This window comes from Pseudomonas sp. BF-B-26 (genome assembly GCF_019956495.1).
Lineage (GTDB): Bacteria > Pseudomonadota > Gammaproteobacteria > Pseudomonadales > Pseudomonadaceae > Aquipseudomonas.
On record NZ_JAHBDP010000080.1, the window covers coordinates 142,189 to 161,902 of the forward strand.

General features: G+C 55.8%; 17 protein-coding genes. 8 read left to right on the forward strand and 9 right to left on the reverse strand.

All coding sequences use genetic code 11. From position 1 onward, the window contains the following. Positions 1-52 precede the first annotated feature (52 nt). Positions 53-814 carry a secretin N-terminal domain-containing protein gene (locus KGB03_RS17580; protein WP_223527882.1) on the forward strand — a complete coding sequence of 254 codons (762 nt, stop codon included), beginning with the start codon at positions 53-55 and terminating at the stop codon, positions 812-814. Between the two features lie 497 nt (positions 815-1,311). After that, positions 1,312-2,637 carry an isocitrate lyase gene (gene aceA, locus KGB03_RS17585; protein WP_053121621.1) on the forward strand — a complete coding sequence of 442 codons (1,326 nt, stop codon included), beginning with the start codon at positions 1,312-1,314 and terminating at the stop codon, positions 2,635-2,637. A 237-nt stretch (positions 2,638-2,874) separates the two neighbouring features. Here aceA and leuS read toward each other — a convergent pair whose 3' ends face one another. From leuS to KGB03_RS17630, 9 genes are all read right to left on the reverse strand, one after another. Beyond that, positions 2,875-5,463: a leucine--tRNA ligase gene (gene leuS, locus KGB03_RS17590; protein WP_223527883.1), complete on the reverse strand. Its 2,589-nt coding sequence runs from the start codon at positions 5,461-5,463 to the stop codon at positions 2,875-2,877. 61 nt (positions 5,464-5,524) lie between these two features. Beyond that, positions 5,525-6,733, reverse strand: a complete 1,209-nt coding sequence (locus KGB03_RS17595; RefSeq protein ID WP_223527885.1) for an MFS transporter — start codon at positions 6,731-6,733, stop codon at positions 5,525-5,527. Then, complete coding sequence (locus tag KGB03_RS17600; protein WP_223527886.1) at positions 6,733-7,836, reverse strand: pyridoxal phosphate-dependent aminotransferase; 1,104 nt, start codon at positions 7,834-7,836, stop codon at positions 6,733-6,735. Before KGB03_RS17600 ends, KGB03_RS17595 begins: the two co-directional genes overlap by 1 nt. Continuing rightward, positions 7,833-8,576: a class II aldolase/adducin family protein gene (locus KGB03_RS17605; protein WP_218535885.1), complete on the reverse strand. Its 744-nt coding sequence runs from the start codon at positions 8,574-8,576 to the stop codon at positions 7,833-7,835. The genes KGB03_RS17600 and KGB03_RS17605 overlap by 4 nt, the downstream gene beginning before the upstream one ends. Next, entirely contained in the window at positions 8,569-9,546 is a 978-nt protein-coding gene (locus tag KGB03_RS17610) for a C-terminal binding protein (protein ID WP_223527889.1), read from the reverse strand. Before KGB03_RS17610 ends, KGB03_RS17605 begins: the two co-directional genes overlap by 8 nt. Positions 9,547-9,609: 63 nt before the next feature. Then, positions 9,610-10,599, reverse strand: coding sequence for an ornithine cyclodeaminase family protein (locus KGB03_RS17615; RefSeq protein ID WP_223527891.1), 990 nt, complete (start codon positions 10,597-10,599; stop codon positions 9,610-9,612). 81 nt (positions 10,600-10,680) lie between these two features. Then, positions 10,681-11,205, reverse strand: coding sequence for a MaoC family dehydratase (locus KGB03_RS17620; protein WP_218535878.1), 525 nt, complete (start codon positions 11,203-11,205; stop codon positions 10,681-10,683). A 10-nt stretch (positions 11,206-11,215) separates the two neighbouring features. After that, positions 11,216-12,046, reverse strand: coding sequence for an HpcH/HpaI aldolase/citrate lyase family protein (locus KGB03_RS17625; RefSeq protein ID WP_223527894.1), 831 nt, complete (start codon positions 12,044-12,046; stop codon positions 11,216-11,218). Positions 12,047-12,052: 6 nt separating this feature from the next. Next, a complete protein-coding gene (locus tag KGB03_RS17630) occupies positions 12,053-13,291 on the reverse strand; it encodes an aminotransferase class I/II-fold pyridoxal phosphate-dependent enzyme (RefSeq protein WP_218535875.1) in 1,239 nt (412 codons plus the stop codon). Positions 13,292-13,578: 287 nt separating this feature from the next. On the opposite strand from KGB03_RS17630, the gene KGB03_RS17635 reads away from it, so the two are divergent. The 6 genes from KGB03_RS17635 to nuoF all read left to right on the forward strand — a co-directional run bounded on the left by KGB03_RS17635 (position 13,579) and on the right by nuoF (position 19,661). After that, the gene (locus tag KGB03_RS17635) at positions 13,579-14,340 is read left to right on the forward strand and encodes an SDR family NAD(P)-dependent oxidoreductase (protein ID WP_218535872.1); all 762 of its coding nucleotides are present in this window, start codon (positions 13,579-13,581) and stop codon (positions 14,338-14,340) included. A gap of 513 nt (positions 14,341-14,853) precedes the next feature. Continuing rightward, positions 14,854-15,267 (forward strand): NADH-quinone oxidoreductase subunit A, encoded by a 414-nt coding sequence (locus tag KGB03_RS17640; protein WP_008146033.1) that lies wholly within the window; start codon positions 14,854-14,856, stop codon positions 15,265-15,267. A 10-nt stretch (positions 15,268-15,277) separates the two neighbouring features. Then, positions 15,278-15,952 (forward strand): NuoB/complex I 20 kDa subunit family protein, encoded by a 675-nt coding sequence (locus tag KGB03_RS17645; protein ID WP_008146035.1) that lies wholly within the window; start codon positions 15,278-15,280, stop codon positions 15,950-15,952. A 72-nt stretch (positions 15,953-16,024) separates the two neighbouring features. Next, the gene (gene nuoC / locus KGB03_RS17650) at positions 16,025-17,809 is read left to right on the forward strand and encodes an NADH-quinone oxidoreductase subunit C/D (protein ID WP_008146037.1); all 1,785 of its coding nucleotides are present in this window, start codon (positions 16,025-16,027) and stop codon (positions 17,807-17,809) included. A 2-nt stretch (positions 17,810-17,811) separates the two neighbouring features. Further along, positions 17,812-18,309, forward strand: coding sequence for an NADH-quinone oxidoreductase subunit NuoE (gene nuoE / locus KGB03_RS17655; protein ID WP_007970445.1), 498 nt, complete (start codon positions 17,812-17,814; stop codon positions 18,307-18,309). After that, positions 18,306-19,661: an NADH-quinone oxidoreductase subunit NuoF gene (gene nuoF / locus KGB03_RS17660; RefSeq protein WP_008146041.1), complete on the forward strand. Its 1,356-nt coding sequence runs from the start codon at positions 18,306-18,308 to the stop codon at positions 19,659-19,661. Before nuoE ends, nuoF begins: the two co-directional genes overlap by 4 nt. Positions 19,662-19,714 lie beyond the last annotated feature (53 nt).

A 19,714-nucleotide genomic window follows, 5' to 3' on the forward strand; every position in this document is an offset into this window, starting at 1 on the left:
CGGGCCGACAAACTGGCAATATCAACACTTCAAGATGTCGGAGATAACGGATATGTCCCTACGCACCCTGCTCACCACGCTGCTGCTGACCTGCAGTTTTTCGGTCATGGCCGCCACCGAGATCGTGCCTTTGAACTACCACACCAGTGCCGACATGCTGCCGATGGCCCAGGATTTCATCGGCAAGGAAGGCCAGGTCAGCGCCTATGGCAACCAACTGATCGTCAATGCCGATCAGCGCAAGATCGACGAACTTAAAGCCCTGATTGCGCAACTCGACACCCAACCCAAGCGCCTGCTGATCACTGTCGACACCAACGAAAACAACTTCCAGGGCGATCAGGGTTACTCGGTAAATGGCGCCAAACCGAGCCAGACTCGCATCATCAATCGCAGTACCGACAGCCGTGACGGCGGGATTCAGCAGATCCAGGCCAGCGAAGGGGCGCCGGCACTGATCCAGGTCGGCCAGAGCGTTCCGCTCACCAGCACACAGACCGATTCCTACGGCGATCTGCGAAGCCAGACCGAATACCGCAACGTCACACAGGGTTTCTACGTCACCGCCAGCGTTACCGGCGACATCGTTCACCTCGCAATCAGCACCAATCGTGACCGTATGAGCCAGGAACGTCCCGATGTAGTGAATGTGCAAAGTACCGACACAACTGTCACGGGACGACTGGGTGAATGGATCACCCTGGCCGGCGTAAACCGCCAGACTCAAGCCGACAAACAGGACCAGACCCGCAGCTACTCGACTCAGGGCCGAGATGACATGACCCTGCGGGTGAAAGTCGATACTTTGGACTAAACCACCGAAAACTGACTGATTAGTCGTATTAGACCAAAGATGTAGTGCCATAAAAAAAGCACTACAAAACGTTTGACGATACAAAAAAGCAAAGGCATGATGGCCTCGCTCCCGCTAATCAGGGGCCCTGGCAAGGGCCTTCGAGGCGCCGTTCGCACCTACCCCGCGAGCCGCTTCGTGTCTGTACCGCCCACAAGGTGTGTTTGACGAGGTTGCCGACTGGAACGAAGTTGTCCCGAGGGACGGAAGCGTAATTAGGTAACCCGGCTCCACACTGAAGTTCGTACCAAGGCCCACGACGCCCGAATGCGCTCGACAGTTCGCCCTTACCTGCTCACTTCCCCTCGAGCCCATCGTTCATCCCGTCGCCACCCCCGCCGAATCCGACTTGACCACCTAAGCTTCTGGTCAGCGAGCAGCCTTTTACGCCCCTCTAATTGCGTACTTGGCAGGAGCAGGAATTTTCCACCCAGACCTATGCGACGAGGTTTATCTCCATGGCACTGACACGCGAACAGCAAATTGCAGCCCTCGAAAAAGATTGGGCTGAAAACCCACGCTGGAAAGGCGTGACACGCGCTTACTCCGCTGCTGACGTCGTCCGCCTGCGTGGCTCGGTTCAACCTGAGCACACCTTTGCAAAATTGGGCGCCGAGAAGCTGTGGAACCTGGTAACCCAGGGCGCCAAACCGTCCTTCCGTCCTGAGAAAGATTTCGTCAACTGCATGGGCGCCCTGACCGGCGGCCAGGCTGTACAACAAGTTAAAGCCGGTATCCAGGCGATCTACCTGTCGGGCTGGCAAGTCGCTGCGGACAACAACTCCGCCGAATCGATGTACCCGGATCAGTCGCTGTACCCGGTGGATTCGGTTCCAACCGTGGTCAAGCGCATCAACAACTCGTTCCGTCGTGCTGACCAGATCCAGTGGAAAGCCGGTAAAGGTCCGGGCGACGAAGGCTACATCGACTACTTCGCTCCAATCGTGGCGGACGCTGAAGCCGGTTTCGGCGGCGTACTGAACGCTTACGAGCTGATGAAAAGCATGATCGAAGCAGGCGCTGCCGGCGTTCACTTCGAAGACCAACTGGCTTCCGTGAAAAAATGCGGCCACATGGGCGGCAAGGTACTGGTTCCTACCCAGGAAGCTGTACAGAAGCTGACCGCTGCCCGTCTGGCGGCTGACGTTGCCGGTACTCCGACCATCATTCTGGCCCGTACCGACGCTAACGCGGCTGACCTGCTGACTTCCGATTGCGACCCGTACGACCAGCCATTCGTGACTGGCGAACGTACTCAGGAAGGCTTCTACAAAGTGCGCGCCGGTCTCGACCAGGCCATCGCTCGCGGCCTGGCTTACGCTCCGTACGCCGACCTGATCTGGTGCGAAACCGCCAAGCCGGATCTGGACGAGGCTCGTCGCTTCGCTGAAGCGATCAAAAAGGAATACCCGGACCAACTGCTGTCGTACAACTGCTCGCCTTCCTTCAACTGGAAGAAAAACCTGGACGACGCGACCATCGCCAAGTTCCAGCGCGAATTGTCTGCCATGGGTTACAAGCACCAGTTCATCACCCTGGCCGGCATTCACAACATGTGGCACAGCATGTTCAACCTGGCGCACGACTACGCCCGTAACGACATGACTGCCTACGTGAAGCTGCAAGAGCAAGAGTTCGCTGACGCTGCCAAGGGTTACACCTTCGTGGCTCACCAGCAGGAAGTGGGCACCGGCTACTTCGACGACATGACCACTGTGATTCAAGGTGGCACGTCTTCGGTAACCGCGCTGACCGGTTCGACTGAAGAAGAACAGTTCCACTGATCCGATTCGCCAGAGCAAACGGCCGTTGCGGACCGAATAGAAAGCTAACTGCAACGCCGCACATCTGACGCCCCGACTGGTTCGGGGCGTTTTTTTGCGCGTGATTTAACCAACAACGCAAAACCTTGTGGGAGCGGGCTTGCTCGCGAAAGCGGTCCAACATTCAGCATCTACGACGACCCAGGGTGACACCTCCTCGGCAACCGCGCTTTGTTTCCTGTGCGCCAGCTCGAAAGTTCAGACGATGAAGTTCACCAGGCGGTTGGGCACCACAATCATCCTGCCCGCCCCTTTCAAGTGGTTGCGCAGCCCTGCGTCGGATGACGCCCTGCACCGAATGGCGTCATGCTCGGCATCAGCCTCGATCATAATGTGCCCGCGCAACTTGCCATTTATCTGCACCATCATTTTTACTTCGTCCTGTTCCAAGGCTTCGCTGTCCGGCATGGGCCACGAACTGTCGTAAATATCGCCTTCGAACCCACCCCCCGTCCAAAGGACCTGAGTGATGTGCGGCGTCACAGGGTGCAGAACCTGCAACAGGATCGCCATGCCTTCGCGGGCCACTTGTGGGCCGGCACCCCTGCCCCCCTCCAGCACCTTGAGCATCTTCATCGCACCCGAAACGACCGTGTTGTATTGCAGCCGTTCGTAATCGTTGTTGATCTGCTGCAGCAAACGATGCATCTCAAAGCGCACGCGTTTCGATTCAGCAATGTCTCCAACCCGATCATCTGCACAGCGCCGAGCCTGATCGTCGTGGAAGAAGCTCCAGAGCCGGCGCAGAAAGCGATAGGCACCTTCAACGCCGCTATCGCTCCAGATCGTGCTCTGATCAGGAGGACCTGCAAAGATTGTGAAAAGTCGGGCGGTGTCAGCGCCGAACTTGTTAATGATGTCTTTCGGCTCGACGACGTTATTCTTCGACTTGGACATTTTTTCCACGCCACCGATGATGACGGGTAAACCGTCCTCAAGCGCCGTAGCCCTCAGAGGACGGCTTTTTTCGTCATACTCGACCACCACCTGCGCGGGGTAAAACCACTGCAGGCTACCGTCATCGGCTTTTCGGTAATAGCTTTCACGCAATAGCATGCCTTGGGTAAACAGGTTCTTGAACGGCTCGCTGAAATCCACCAGCCCTTCGTCACGCATTGCTCGTGTCCAGAACCTCGCATAGAGCAAATGCAACACCGCATGCTCGATACCACCGATGTATTGATCGATTGGCAACCAGTAACGACTGCCGGGCCCCACCATCAAGGTATCGCTATCAGGATCGCAATAACGCATGAAATACCAGCTCGAATCGACGAAGGTATCCATGGTGTCTGTTTCCCTCTGCGCTGCCGCTCCGCAGCGTGGGCAATCCACATCGCGAAACGACTTATGCGCCAGCAACGGGTTGCCGCTGCCATCCGGCACGCAATCAGTAGGCAATACGACCGGCAAGTCCGAATAAGGCACCGGCACGTCACCACATTGCTCACACTGGATGACAGGAATCGGCGTCCCCCAGTAACGCTGCCGTGAGATCCCCCAGTCGCGCAGGCGCCAAGTCGTAGTCTTCTCACCCATTCGGCGACCAATCAGCGCAGCGGTTATCGCCTGGGCCGCCTCTGTAACAGTGAGGCCATCGTAGACACCAGAGTTGATGAGATGCCCCTCTCGACAAGTGTAATTGTCGGACCAGAACGTCGGGTCGAATACGTGATCACTCCGGGCAATGACTTGGCGGACGGCCAAGCCATATTGATTGGCAAATTCGAAGTCACGCTCATCGTGCGCAGGCACCCCCATCAGGGCTCCGTCACCATACTCGCCAAGCACATAATTGGTTATCCACAGCTCGACAGGCTCACCGGTTAACGGATGCTCCACATGCAAGCCACAGGGGACGCCCAACTTACTCTGGCTGCTGGATGGGCCGGAATTCGCCGTTTGTCGACAGGTGTGCACCTGCGGCTCCAGCCCAGGGTTGAGCTCCAGGGCATGTTTGGCCAGTGCATGTTCAGGGGATACGGCACAGAAGGTTACCCCCATGAGCGTATCGATACGGGTGGTAAATACCCAGAGCTTGCCTTCGTCGATCACTTGTCCGGCAGCGTCCTGGATTCGGTGGGCAAAAGCCAAACGTACCCCTGCGACCTTCCCTATCCAGTTCCGCTGCATGGCGCGGACCCTGTCCGGCCAACCATCCAGAGTGTCGATTGCCGAGAGCAATTCCTCGGCATACTGGGTTATACGCAGGTAGTAACCTGGAATCTGCCGCCTCTCGACGAGAGCCCCCGAACGCCAACCTCGACCGTCGATTACCTGTTCATTGGCCAGCACCGTTTGATCGACAGGGTCCCAATTGACTATCTGGGTCTTCTTGTAGGCCACACCCTTTTCCAGCAATTTGAGGAAAAACCACTGACTCCACTTGTAGTATTCAGGGTCGCAAGTGGCAATCTCCCGAGACCAGTCGAAGGCAAGCCCCAAAGGCAGCATTTGCGACTTCATGTCCGCGATATTCAATAGTGTCCACTGCGCTGGCGAAACACCCGACTTCATAGCCGCGTTCTCCGCGGGCAAGCCAAAGGCATCCCACCCCATAGGCATCAGGACATTGAATCCTTTCATGCGCATATGGCGAGCCAGCATGTCGTTGATCGTATAGTTGCGTACATGCCCCATGTGCAACTTTCCCGATGGATAGGGAAGCATCGAGCAGGCATGGAATTTAGGCCGGCAAGCATCTTCAACCGCCCTGAATACATCATTTTCAAGCCATTGGGCCTGAGCCGTACGTTCAACAAAGGCCGCGTCATACTGTGCTCGCATAGAAGCTCCTTAACTGTGCTGGAGCTGAGCGACAAGACTCGATCAACCCACAATTCCTTTGTTAGTTCCTGTCCCGCGATGTGACGCGGGGCAATGCAATTGTCCTGTGGCCGACCCAAAAACAGATGCCTCCAAATACGATGCCCAGCCCCCCATAGAGGCTCCAGCTCAACTGGAAACCAACACCAGCGATCAGCAAGGCTCCCAGCCCCACGGACACCATCCTCGCCCCCGCCAGCACGACCGGAACAAGAGAAAAGAGCGTAGGTTGCGTTTGCAATGGCGTTTTTTGCGAGATAAGCGCGGTGACGTAGGTAACGCTGAGAATCTCACCCAGCGTCCAGAAGAAAACAAACAACAGAATCAGTACCGTATGTTCGAACAAGGCATAGGCGCCAAAACCGACACTGTAGAAAATAGCGGCAAAAGCCAAATTGGTGAGCGGCTCGAAACGCGACGTCAACGCAATCAGTGACTGCGTCAACAGGATCACCAGCAGCGCATTGACGATTCCTACCGCACCGAACAGGCTGGCAGCCTTCCCCGCCGTTACCACATCAAGCCACAAAGGCAGATGGTACTCACGCTGCGCATCCAGCACCGCCAACGCAAAGAACATGACACCCGCGACAATTACGATATGCGGTATACCAGCCATTATGCCAATTGAAGTATCCCTTGTTGCAGGCGTGCTGCCGTGGCTTTCCGGCAGTGACAGACAGGCACTTGAAAACAGGCACAACACACTGGTGACCAGCGCAAAAAGCATTAGATAGACGCTATCGAGAGCCAGTAAATATCCGCCAATGACAAACAGCAGAGCCCCTCCCAGATTGCTGGCCAGATGCAAATAGCCAAAAGAGGCGACGCGGTTACTATCGTTAGCCGTCAAGGACGTCAAGATACTGAACACAGGTGTGACCAGCCCCGCGCAGAACATGAACAGCAAAACCATGGCAATGGATGCGACCGGCGCGCTGAACAAAATCCCGCACAGCAAGCATACAAATGAACAAAAAGAAGAGCAGACCAGCAGCGTCCTGAACGCATAGCGTCCGACCAACACTCCTCCCAACAAGTTACCCACCAGGAAAAACGCCGACATCAATGTAATCACCAACGCCACCCCGGAACTATCGAGCCGGTAATGACGCTGGAAAAACAAAGCGGCAAAGGGACCCAAGGCATTCGCCATGACGAACAGCAAACGGAGCAGCACGATATTGCGCATCCCGGTGCCCAAGCCGGTCACTATCAGCAATGGCTTCACTACTGAACTGCTTCCGTCACATCACTCCTGCCGCCCTCATTGTCGCTTCCCTGCATTATCGCCATCAGGAATGCTTTGAGATCCGAAGACGCCGGCACGACCACACGCAGAATGTTTTCAAGTAACCCGAAACTGTGGGGATATTGGGAACAGTCGCTTACGCGAATGTTTGCCTGAGCGAACGCCTTGGCCAAACGGCCGTCGCTATGGTCTTCCAATAGCAGAAAGTTCGTTTGGCTATCGAAAACGACGATTCCGTAAACCCGGCAGAACTCGATTATCTCGTTTTTGACATGCGCTAGCTCATGGTGGGCTTGCTCTAGTGCTTTACGGTTATTCAAACAGAACAGGGCAGCTTTCACCGCTACGTGGTTGACGTCCCAAGGCCCTCGCACCTTCAACAACTCGCGAACTGATTCCGGATGCGTGACGACATAACCCAAACGCAATCCGGCAAGGCCGAAATACTTGGAGAATGAACGAATGACGAACAGTTGCCTGACTGTGCTGAACGCATCCAGGCAGGTCTGCTGCAAATATTCAAAGTAGCTCTCGTCAACAATGACTGGCTTGTTCAGCCTCACACAAGCCTCGACCAGAACCTTCAATTGTTCAGTGTCGATTCGCGCGCCCAGCGGATTATTGGGATTGCATAGAATCAGCCCCTGGCTCGTCTGCAAGGCTTCCAGGATTGCCTTGGTCGGGAGAATGAAGCGCTGCGCTTGCTTCTCGAATCCCACAATCACTGGCTCCACACCATTCACACTAAGCATCTGGTAATAGAAGGAAAAGACCGGAGAAGGAATGACCACCCGATCCCCTGGCGAAAACAGCAGGCGCACCACCAAGTCGATTGCCTGATCCGCACCATTGGCCAGCAACAAGCTGTCGGTCGAAACCTTGCAGTAGTTTGCCAGCTCGGCCAGCAGAGGCTGATAGTTCGGGTAGGTAAACAGATCCCGGGCCTGTAACTCGGTGGCAATGAATCTCACCAGGAAATCGTTTAAAAACTGATTTTCGTTTAAATCCAGCAACACCGACGAGAGGTCGCGTTCTGGCACCTTCCATAACCCGGAACGCTTGATATGCTCATGAACCTTCATCTGTGCACACCCCCGTAGATCACCTCCTCACCCAACTCGTACATGTGCCTCACCTGGTCGTCGTTTGCGTACACGACTGGCTTACCCGTGGCGGCCGACAAACACTGGCTGGTGATCAGCCGACTGATTTCCGCAGTGAATGCCACAGCACGATGAAACGCCTCAGACAGGTCACGGCCGAAACTGGTGATGCCATGACCGGGCATGACAATACAGTTGGTGTCCTGCGCGCAACGTCCGATGGCGCTGACGTCCAGTTCGATGTTCACACCTTCGCGAAGAATGCACGGTGGCTTGCCCATCACCAGCGCGGTGTCATTGGACACATACGCCATCTCACGCCATTGCATGACAGCAAAAAAAGAAATGACTTCATTGGGATGAAGATGCACTGTGGCGTTAACGTCAGAGCGACACCGCATGATTTCCCGGTGCATTTGATGTCCTGCGCTAGGGCGAAAACGACCATGCAGCAGTTCATTGGACTGCATATCCAGCACAGCCAGATGCTCAAGACCGCACTCTTCCAGCGACACGCCTCGGTGCTTGGTGTAGATCACTTCTCGCCGCCAGTACGGGCAATGGTTGCGTATCGCAATATTACCCAAGGTATTGACCAGTAATTGCCGCGCCGCCAGCCGCTGACCGTATTGAAGAATGCTGTTGCCGATCACCTGGTCGAACCATGCCGGCAATCCAGGCTTCGAAGTCTCAGGGCCTGCAAGTTTCAACTCAGGCATATCCCTTCGCCTCCATCCGTGCGCAGTCAGGATTGACGACGGTATCCACCCTTTCTCCTCGCAGCAAACTCAACATCGTTCCCAAAGCACTGGCCTTCAACTGACCCAGCGATCGCTCGCTGTAAAACGCCGCATGGGGTGTCAGCAATACACGTTCATGATCGATTAACGCCTGTGGGGGAGTCGGCTCTTCCTGCAGCACGTCCAGGAATGCCATGGACACAAGCCCAGACTGCAAGGCCCGCAGCAGCGCGTCGGTATCGACAATTGCGCCCCGCGCGGTATTGACCAGAGTCACACCCCGCTTGATGCGTGAAAAATACCGGTCGTTCAGCAGGTGTCGGGTATCGGGGGTGAGGGGCAGATGCAGCGATATGACATCTGCCTTGGCGAGCAAAGACTCCAGTGACCCGCCCTCTGCAATGCCCTCGACACAGACCTCAACGCAAGGATCGTAATAGCAGATCTGATAGCCCATCGCAGACGCCCTGCGCGCCAATGCCTGCCCCGTTGCCCCATAGCCGATCAGCCCCAGAACCGTGTCGCTGCACGCTTTGACTTCACCGCAATGCGCTCTCCAACTCCAACCGCCTAGCCTGGTATGCGCGGCGTAATCGAGTAGCTTTCGCTGGGCTGACAAGATGAGGGCCATGGCGTGCTCCGCCACTTCCTCTACTCCCACCGAACCGATATTTGAGAGCAGAATGCCCTTCGCGCTCAACGCCTCGACATCCACATCATCAAGACCGATGGTCGCCTTCACCAACGCACGGCAACGATGCATTTTGGCGACTAATGGCTCATCGATGACGACCGAATGAAAGGCAATAATGCCGTCGGCCCGAGCCAGTTGCTCATCCGATGGATTGGACGTCACTTCAACGGCATACGGCTGTTGCTCTGGCCCTGAGGAGTACTCCCCCGGGTCGATATAATTCACTCGCAGTGAATCGATCATCAGAATATTCATGAATGCTCCTCTTTCCCTGTCGGCAACATTGATTGCTGTTTTAAACGTCCCGTTTAACTACCCTCAAGTACTTAGATAGTCGCAGCTCATGCCGATGTGCTTTTCCTTGGCCAAGGCATAGATGCAGGAAGCAGTCACCATATCTTGACTGGCATGCCCGACGCTGCGGAAGTAACTCAGACCACGCTTCAGCATTGCCAGCGGAGAATGATCGGCAACCAATGCACTCATCTCACGGATGTCCTTTTCGCCGATCATCGATAACGCTAAAGCCTGCGCAATTTCTCCCGACTCACATCGAGCGCAACCCAGATGGTCAACATGAACCTGAGCATCAGCCAATATTGCAGGGTCGATCTCACACGCCAGCAGCGAACTGCCGCCAATGGCGTTTATATGGGCGGATGGTTTCAGTTGGTGCGCCATAATCAGCGGTTGCGCACTATCATGGGACGTTGTCGTGCAGACGATGTCAGCATCGGCCAGCGCCTCATCCATACTTCGGACCGCAGTGATCGGCAGCGACAGTTCTTTGGAAAGGCGTTCGGCCAAAGCGACACTTTGGTTAAAACGGCGCGAAAACACCTTGATCCACCCCAACTCCCTGACGGCGGCCATTGCCCTTATATGCGCCGCGGCTTGGGCACCGGCACCGATGACGGCCAAATTAAGCCGCTCAAGCGGGCAAAGCTTGTCCGTCGCCAAGGCACTCATGGCACTGGTACGGATGGCGGTAAGGGTCGCGCCGTCGAGTATCGCCAGTAACTGCCCGGTTTCGACATCCATCAACAAAACCGCGCCATTGACTGACGACAACCCCCGCGCTGCGTTGCCTGGATGAAATGACGACACCTTGATCCCCAGTGTCTGGCTCTCGGGTATAAATGCCGGCATGAACAGCGAGAAAGCTTTTTGTCGCTCATGAGTAATGATCAAACGTTGCGGGACCACCGGGGTCGCCAACGCAAACCCTCTATGAGCCTCCTCCAGTGCCTGGACAAGCCTTGGAAAATTAATACAACGTCCAATGTCTTCACTGTTCAAAAGCAGCATGGCAATTCCTTATTCCATTGATGCTGTTCGAAGGGACCTGTCAGCCTGGTCCGCGAGCAGAAACCTCTGAATGGCGATGCCTTATCCGACGGGGTAGTCCTGCGAAGCACCTTCCTTGGGAACTAGAAATGTGCGCAAGTAAGTGATCACCGGTGTTCCACCCTGCTTGCGCCCAATGACCTTGATGGTGACGATGCCTTGCCCTTGACGCGATCGGGATTCGCGCTTGGAAACGACCTCACTCTCGGCGTACAAGGTGTCACCCACATAGACTGGGTTCGGCAATCGAATCTCGTCCCAGCCCAGATTTGCGATCGCGCGGGCACTCATGGTTGCCACCGTCATTCCGCTGACAATGGACAGTGTCACCGAACTGTTGACCAACAACTTTTTGAATTCGGTTTGCTGTGCATAAGCAAGATCGATATGCGCAGGGTGGTTATTCATATTTATTAATGACTGCCAGATATTATCCAACTCCGTTACGGTACGGCCGGGTCGGTGCTCGAAGATGTCACCCACCACAAACTGTTCGTAGTGCAGGCCATAAGACTCGCGGTATCGATTTTCACCGATCCGCTCGTGGGCCAGAATCATCGGTTCCATTGCCTTCTCCTCACCGACCCAACTCTTGAGCGCGCTGGATCAATTTTCTTGCTTGTTTTACAAACGGAGGCCCCACCATCAGGTTCTTCAATCTCGTAATTTTTTCGCCGCTGTTTTCCGAAGCCTGCACGACTGCCAATGCATGCTCATATTCAGCGACGGACGGAGTGAAGACTTCATTGATAGTGGATATTTGCTTTGGATGAATGGCCGTCTTGCCACTGAAACCCAACTCCCGGACATCACGGCACTCTTGAAGAAGTCCCGTCTCATCATCGAGTTTGAAGTAGGCGGTGTCGAACACAGGGATCCTCGCCGCACTGCCAGCCGAGACGATGCTCGCCCGTGCATGCAGCATATTGGCCCAACCTCCGATGGTGACACCCAGGCTGGCCGCATAGTCGGCGGAGCCGAAGATCAGTCCGTCAGCACTGGACGCGATGGTGTGAATATCACGTAGACAGGCTGGCGTCTCAACCGTAACCAGTATCTTTGGGCTCTCTCCGTCGCGGCTCAAATTGGCCCGAACAATATCTATTTCAGCCGCCGCCTCGGTCATCGCCATGACGATGAACTCGGGACGCTGCTCAAGCGACTGCACCAGCAGCAGATCGAGCAACCCCTGATTATCGCGCAGAGGATTAATTCGCAGCGCCGTGCGCTGCGAGACAGGGGCACGGTAGAACTGCTCGACACACAAACGTGCCTGAACCTTCTGAGGGAGTGGAACACCATCCTCCAGGTCAATCACCATTACATCACTCAGGTTATTCTTAGCGTATTGCTCGGGGTGCAAAGCGGAGCAATACAGTAAGCTTCTTGGTGTGGGATTGATCATCATGGCCTCTCAATACCGGGCTGGTTTCAAGTTCAGACGAGCCCTTTCGATCTCCGCCTTAACTGCGGAGCAGAATCCCAGAACATCGCTTTGGGACATGTCTGCACGCATCATCACGCGCAAACCGGATTTGTTCCTGGCCACAATCGGGAAGAAGACTGCTGAAGTGTAATACCCACGCTTGAATACCCCCTCGGAAACGCCGATCGCCATATCCGGACTGTCCAATGGAATAACCCGAATCGGCAAACCCGATCCCGCGTGTTCCGTCACAAACATGCTGTCGAACAGACGAATATTGGAACTGAGCTTTTCCTGCAAAACGGCCAGTTCACTGGTCTTGTGAATATCCAGGGAAGCCATGGCCGCGCCTACAGTGGCGGGATTTACATATTGCGAGTAGGACATCGGTCCGCCAAAACGGCGAAAAACCTCCTGATAATTGGCCTTTTCCGACATAAATATACCGCCACCATTGGCGCCAAAAGCCTTGGCCAATGAATAAACCAACAGGGTTCGTGGATTAAGCTCAGGCATGAAAGTACGAATATAGCCCTCACCCCGCTCGCCATAGGCACTTAATGAATGAGAGTCATCGAAGTAGAGAAACATCCCATACTTGTCCTGCAACGCCAACAACCGCTCAATAGGCGCACTCCCTCCCATACTGTAAGCACCGTCAGCAACATACGCGACCAAAGGATGGCGCTTGCACATATCTTCAATAAAGTCGACATCATTATGATTACAAGTGACAACCTGCGTTTCATCACCACAGATGGCCTTGACCTGATTCAGTGCAAAGTGCGCATGCTTATCAAAAATCAAAACGGGACGTTGGCCATCTGTAAACATACCGGCTGCCAGCAGGGGCAGAGACGCGACGATGCCCGCACTGCAGGAAGTCGCTGTGAATGCTCGACAATTAAAATGTGCCGATAAGGCGTCTTCAAGTTCATCGAGTTCTTTCAACCTTATTCTGATACGTGAGGTAGGCAAATTCACGGTACCGCAACTCAACACATAATCTGCGGCACGTCGCGCCAGACGCTGATCGACCTCGAGACCCAAATATGAACAAGAGCACATATTCATGAACAAATGACCATTCTGGTCCTGCATACGCCCCTGCTGAGCGTGCTTGATACTCAAATCGGTCAGCCCCGAATTTTGCGCAAGCGCCCAGGATGGATTACCAATCTCTACGGACCTGGCCGTATTTATATACTTGTTTTTTTGTTCAGTCATACACGACCTCTCTCTATAGACTTAAGAGTTAGACCCATACTGATTTCAATGCCACCTATCCAGCCACCGAATTTACCTAACGGCAGCCTACGATCAATCTCATAAAATCAATGTTCACCAACGCTTAGGAAAGTTCGCACATTGGTAGATGAATGATCCGTAGGACCTTTCTGAAAAATTACTTCACGCCAGCAAAAAGTGAAGCACCTTCTATATTCAAGTATTACGTCACATTCATACTTTGCGCATGCGACCAGCAAACTCTCACCACGGAGTATTAACCCATCATGAATGGAAGACTCAAAGGGAAGCGAGCGCTTATAACAGGCGCATCGGCTGGTATTGGAAGAGCTATTGCCGAAGCTTTCATTGTCCAGGGCGCCGATGTTTTCATTACCGCCCGCACTGATGAAGCTGGGGCTCGTGCAGTCATTGCATTAGCTGAACACTTTGGCCAACAGGCCGGTTTCACCCTTATGGATGCTGCAAGCACTAGCACTGATGCACTCTTCGAAGAAGCGCAAGCAGCCATTGGCCCCGTGGATATACTCGTCAATAACCCGGCATTCATAACCCGTACTCCATTTCTGGAGCTGAGCGAAGAAGAATACGAACAAACCCTTGCGGTCAACCTCCGCTTTCCATTCTTCATGGCTCAACGCTTTGCAAGAGAGTGCATCGCTCGCAAACAGGGCGGCAGCATCATTAACATCTCATCGGTCAGTGCCTTCAAGGCGGTCAGCCGAATGTCAGCTTATCAGGCGAGCAAAGCAGCGCTGTCCATGCTTACACGAAGCTGCGCCGTAGAACTGGCACCCTATGGCATCAGAGTCAACACGATTTCACCTGGGCTGACCGCGACCAGTGGTAACGCCAATCAGTGGCGGGATTCCCCAGAGGTATGGCAGAACAGAAAAAAGGAGATTCCCATGCAGCGCGCTGGCATGCCTGCAGATATGGCAGGCGCTGCCATCCTGCTCGCATCTGATGAGTCATCCTGGATGACCGGTGCCGATCTGGTAATCGACGGGGGTCACAGCTGCATTTAGAGAACCCGGAAAGTCGCGGCAGTCTTACGCATTGCGTGCCTATTGGCGTTTTCCATGAACGCCACCTACCCCGGCTCCCACGGGGAATGCGACAAGCGCAAAACTGTGCGAAAAACCTTGATCCAGAGCATTTTCTCGACCAGGAAAAGAAGGTAAAACGACCCCGCCCACTACTTGCAGTAACGTGCATATAAGGCAACTTTCCGACGCTCACCGGGTTAAACAGTTTAAAAACCGCCGCAAACAATATTGATTATCATTTAGCGAGCGCTATGTTCGTTACATTTCCTACAAAACAATATTGATGAAATGCCGGCTAATGCCCGAACGGCATGGGCTACAGGGTTTTGGAGGTGCGCTATGTCCTTATTCCTGTAAATAATTTCGCTATAGGAATTTTACTTGCACGGTGTTGTGCCATAAAATCAGCGCGATTGATTGCTGCGACATATCGTCACTGCTTTGTTTCTTTTCAAGCTCAGAGACCTTTGCTCTCTGTTAAGGATTACCAGCATGCCCGAAGCGACAGGACTCATGGCCCACAACTGGGGCTTTGCCATTTTCCTTCTGGGCGTCGTCGGCCTTTGTGCCTTCATGCTCGGCGTCTCCAGCCTCCTCGGGTCAAAAGCCTGGGGCCGCAGCAAAAACGAACCGTTCGAATCCGGCATGCTGCCTACAGGTGGCGCCCGTTTGCGGCTCTCAGCAAAATTCTATCTGGTCGCGATGCTCTTCGTGATCTTCGATATCGAAGCCCTTTTTCTCTTTGCCTGGTCTGTGTCCGTCCGCGAAAGCGGCTGGACCGGATTCGTCGAAGCTCTCGTTTTCATAGCAATTCTGTTGGCAGGTCTTGTCTACCTATTTCGAGTGGGCGCCCTTGACTGGGCTCCGGCAGCTCGTCTGAAGCGGCAAGCGAAGCTGAAACAATGAGGCTTTGGCAATGCAATACAATCTCACCAGGATCGACCCCGATGCTCCTAACGAGCAGTATCCGATTGGCGAACGGGAAACCGTTTCCGATCCGTTAGAAGATCAAGTCCACAAAAACATCTTCATGGGCAAGCTCGAAGACGTGCTTAACGGCACGATCAACTGGGGGCGCAAGAACTCCCTGTGGCCGTACAACTTCGGTCTTTCGTGCTGTTACGTGGAAATGACCACCGCCTTCACGGCGCCCCACGACATCGCGCGCTTTGGCGCCGAGGTTATCCGGGCATCGCCGCGTCAGGCGGATTTCATGGTTATCGCCGGTACCTGCTTCATCAAGATGGCGCCGATCATTCAGCGTCTCTACGAGCAAATGCTCGAACCTAAATGGGTTATCTCCATGGGTTCGTGCGCCAACTCCGGTGGCATGTACGACATCTACTCTGTCGTTCAAGGGGTGGACAAGTTCCTGCCCGTGGACGTCTACGTGCCTGGCTGCCCGCCCCGCCCAGAAGCTTTTCTGCAAGGCTTGATGCTCTTGCAAGAGTCGATTGGACAGGAGCGTCGTCCGCTTTCCTGGGTCGTCGGCGATCAAGGCGTGTACCGCGCCGAGATGCCTTCGCAAAAGGAACAGCGCCGCGAACAGCGAATCGCAGTCACCAACCTGCGCAGCCCCGACGAAGTCTGATCCAGACCTGCTTCTTTTATAGAACGAGAACCTGGCTTCATTCTTTACGTTGACCGAAAGCGATAAATAACCATGACTACAGGCAGTGCTCTGTACATCCCGCCTTATAAGGCAGACGACCAGGATGTGGTCGTTGAACTGAACAACCGTTTTGGCCCCGAGGCGTTCACCGCCCAGCCTACCCGCACCGGCATGCCGGTGCTTTGGGTTGCCCGTGCCAAACTCGTCGAAGTCCTGACCTTCCTGCGCAACCTGCCCAAGCCGTACGTCATGCTCTATGACCTGCACGGCGTGGACGAGCGTCTGCGCACCAAGCGTCAAGGGCTGCCAAGCGGCGCCGACTTCACAGTGTTCTATCACTTGATGTCGATCGAACGTAATAGTGACGTAATGATCAAGGTCGCCTTGTCCGAGAGCGACCTCAGCGTGCCGACCGTGACCGGCATCTGGCCGAACGCCAACTGGTACGAGCGTGAAGTGTGGGACATGTACGGCATCAACTTTGCCGGTCACCCGCACCTGACCCGCATCATGATGCCGCCGACCTGGGAAGGTCACCCGCTGCGCAAGGACTTCCCGGCCCGTGCCACCGAGTTCGACCCGTTCAGCCTGACCCTGGCCAAGCAACAGCTTGAGGAAGAAGCCGCGCGCTTCAAGCCTGAAGACTGGGGCATGAAGCGTTCCGGTGCGAACGAGGACTACATGTTCCTCAACCTCGGTCCTAACCACCCTTCCGCGCACGGTGCGTTCCGCATCATCCTGCAGCTGGACGGTGAAGAGATCGTCGACTGCGTTCCGGACGTCGGTTACCACCACCGTGGTGCCGAGAAGATGGCCGAGCGTCAGTCCTGGCACAGTTTCATTCCGTACACCGACCGTATCGACTACCTCGGCGGCGTGATGAACAACCTGCCGTACGTGCTCTCGGTCGAGAAGCTGGCCGGCATCAAGGTGCCCGAGAAGGTCGACGTCATCCGCATCATGATGGCCGAGTTCTTCCGGATCACCAGCCACCTGCTGTTCCTGGGGACTTACATCCAGGACGTCGGCGCCATGACCCCGGTGTTCTTCACGTTCACCGACCGTCAGAAGGCGTACACGGTGATCGAAGCCATTACCGGCTTCCGTCTGCACCCGGCCTGGTACCGCATCGGTGGTGTCGCTCACGACCTGCCGCGCGGCTGGGAAAAACTGGTGAAAGATTTCATCGAGTGGATGCCAAAGCGTCTGGACGAGTACCAGAAAGCCGCACTGGACAACAGCATCCTGCGTGGCCGGACCATCGGCGTCGCCGCCTACAACACCAAGGAAGCCCTGGAATGGGGCGTCACCGGTTCCGGCCTGCGTTCGACCGGTTGCGACTTCGACCTGCGTAAGGCGCGCCCGTACTCCGGTTACGAGAACTTCGAATTCGAAGTGCCGCTGGCGGCCAATGGCGATGCCTACGACCGTTGCATCGTGCGTGTCGAAGAAATGCGCCAGAGCCTGAAGATCATCGAGCAGTGCATGCGCAACATGCCGGAAGGCCCGTACAAGGCGGATCACCCGCTGACCACGCCGCCACCGAAAGAGCGCACCCTGCAGCACATCGAGACCCTGATCACGCACTTCCTGCAAGTTTCGTGGGGCCCGGTCATGCCGGCCAACGAATCCTTCCAGATGATCGAAGCGACCAAGGGCATCAACAGTTATTACCTGACGAGCGATGGCGGCACCATGAGCTACCGCACCCGGATTCGCACCCCAAGCTTCCCGCACCTGCAGCAGATCCCTTCGGTGATCAAAGGCAGCATGGTCGCGGACTTGATCGCGTACCTGGGTAGTATCGATTTCGTTATGGCCGACGTGGACCGCTAAGCATGAACAGCACGCTTATCCAGACAGACCGTTTCGCCCTGAGCGAAACCGAGCGCTCGGCCATCGAGCACGAGCTGCATCACTACGAAGACCCGCGCGCGGCGTCGATCGAAGCCCTGAAGATCGTCCAGAAGGAACGTGGCTGGGTGCCTGATGGCGCGCTTTACGCCATCGGCGAGATCCTCGGCATCCCGGCCAGCGACGTTGAAGGGGTGGCGACGTTCTATAGCCAGATCTTCCGTCAGCCGGTCGGCCGTCACATCATTCGCGTTTGCGACAGCATGGTCTGCTACATCGGTGGTCACGAATCCGTGGTCAGCGAAATCCAGAGCAAGCTGGGCATCGGCCTGGGTCAGACCACCGCCGACGGTCGTTTCACCCTGCTGCCGGTCTGCTGCCTCGGCAACTGCGACAAAGCGCCGGCGTTGATGATCGACGACGACACTTTCGGTGATGTGCAGCCTGCCGGCGTTGCCAAATTGCTCGAGGGCTACGTATGACCCTGACTTCCTTCGGTCCAGCCAACCGCATCAAGCGGTCGGCCGAGACTCACCCGCTCACCTGGCGTCTGCGTGACGACGGTGAAGCTGTCTGGCTCGACGAGTACCAGGCCAAGAACGGTTACGCGGCTGCGCGCAAAGCCTTCGCCGACATGGCTCAGGACGACATCGTCCAGACCGTGAAGGACTCCGGCCTTAAAGGTCGCGGCGGTGCAGGCTTCCCCACTGGCGTTAAGTGGGGCCTGATGCCCAAGGACGAATCCATCAACATCCGCTACCTGCTGTGCAACGCGGACGAGATGGAACCGAACACCTGGAAAGACCGCATGCTGATGGAGCAACTGCCCCATCTGCTGATCGAAGGCATGCTGATCAGTGCTCGCGCGCTGAAAACCTACCGTGGCTACATCTTCCTGCGTGGCGAATACACCACCGCCGCCAAGCACCTGAACCGTGCCGTGGAAGAAGCCAAGGCAGCGGGCCTGCTGGGTAAAAACATTCTGGGCAGCGGCTTCGATTTCGAGCTGTTCGTCCACACCGGCGCCGGGCGTTACATCTGCGGTGAAGAAACCGCACTGATCAACTCCCTCGAAGGCCGCCGCGCCAACCCTCGCTCCAAGCCGCCCTTCCCTGCCGCCGTGGGCGTGTGGGGCAAGCCGACTTGCGTGAACAACGTTGAAACCCTGTGCAACGTGCCGGCGATCATTGCCGACGGCGTGGACTGGTACAAATCGTTGGCGCGCGAAGGCAGTGAAGACATGGGCACCAAGCTCATGGGCTTCTCCGGCAAGGTCAAGAACCCGGGCCTGTGGGAACTGCCATTCGGCGTTACCGGTCGCGAGTTGTTCGAAGACTACGCCGGCGGCATGCGCGACGGTTACAAGCTCAAGTGCTGGCAGCCTGGCGGCGCCGGTACCGGTTTCCTGTTGCCGGAACACCTGGACGCACAAATGTACGCCGGCGGCATCGCCAAAGTGGGCACCCGTATGGGTACCGGCCTGGCCATGGCGGTGGACGACAGCGTCAACATGGTTTCCCTGCTGCGCAACATGGAAGAGTTCTTCTCCCGCGAATCCTGCGGCTTCTGCACCCCGTGCCGTGACGGTTTGCCGTGGAGCGTCAAGCTTCTGCGCGCGATCGAGAACGGTGAGGGGCAAGCCGGCGATATCGAGACCCTGCTGGGTCTGGTCGGTTTCCTCGGCCCAGGCAAGACCTTCTGTGCTCACGCACCGGGCGCCGTGGAGCCGTTGGGCAGCGCAATCAAATACTTCCGCCATGAGTTCGAAGCCGGCATCGCGCCTACCAGCGCCGTCGTCCCGCCTCTGGCAAGGCCGATCGTAGTCGGCGCGTAAACGCTTAAAGAAGCGAAGGGTCCGTGCCCTTCGCTTTGTCGTGTGATGACGCC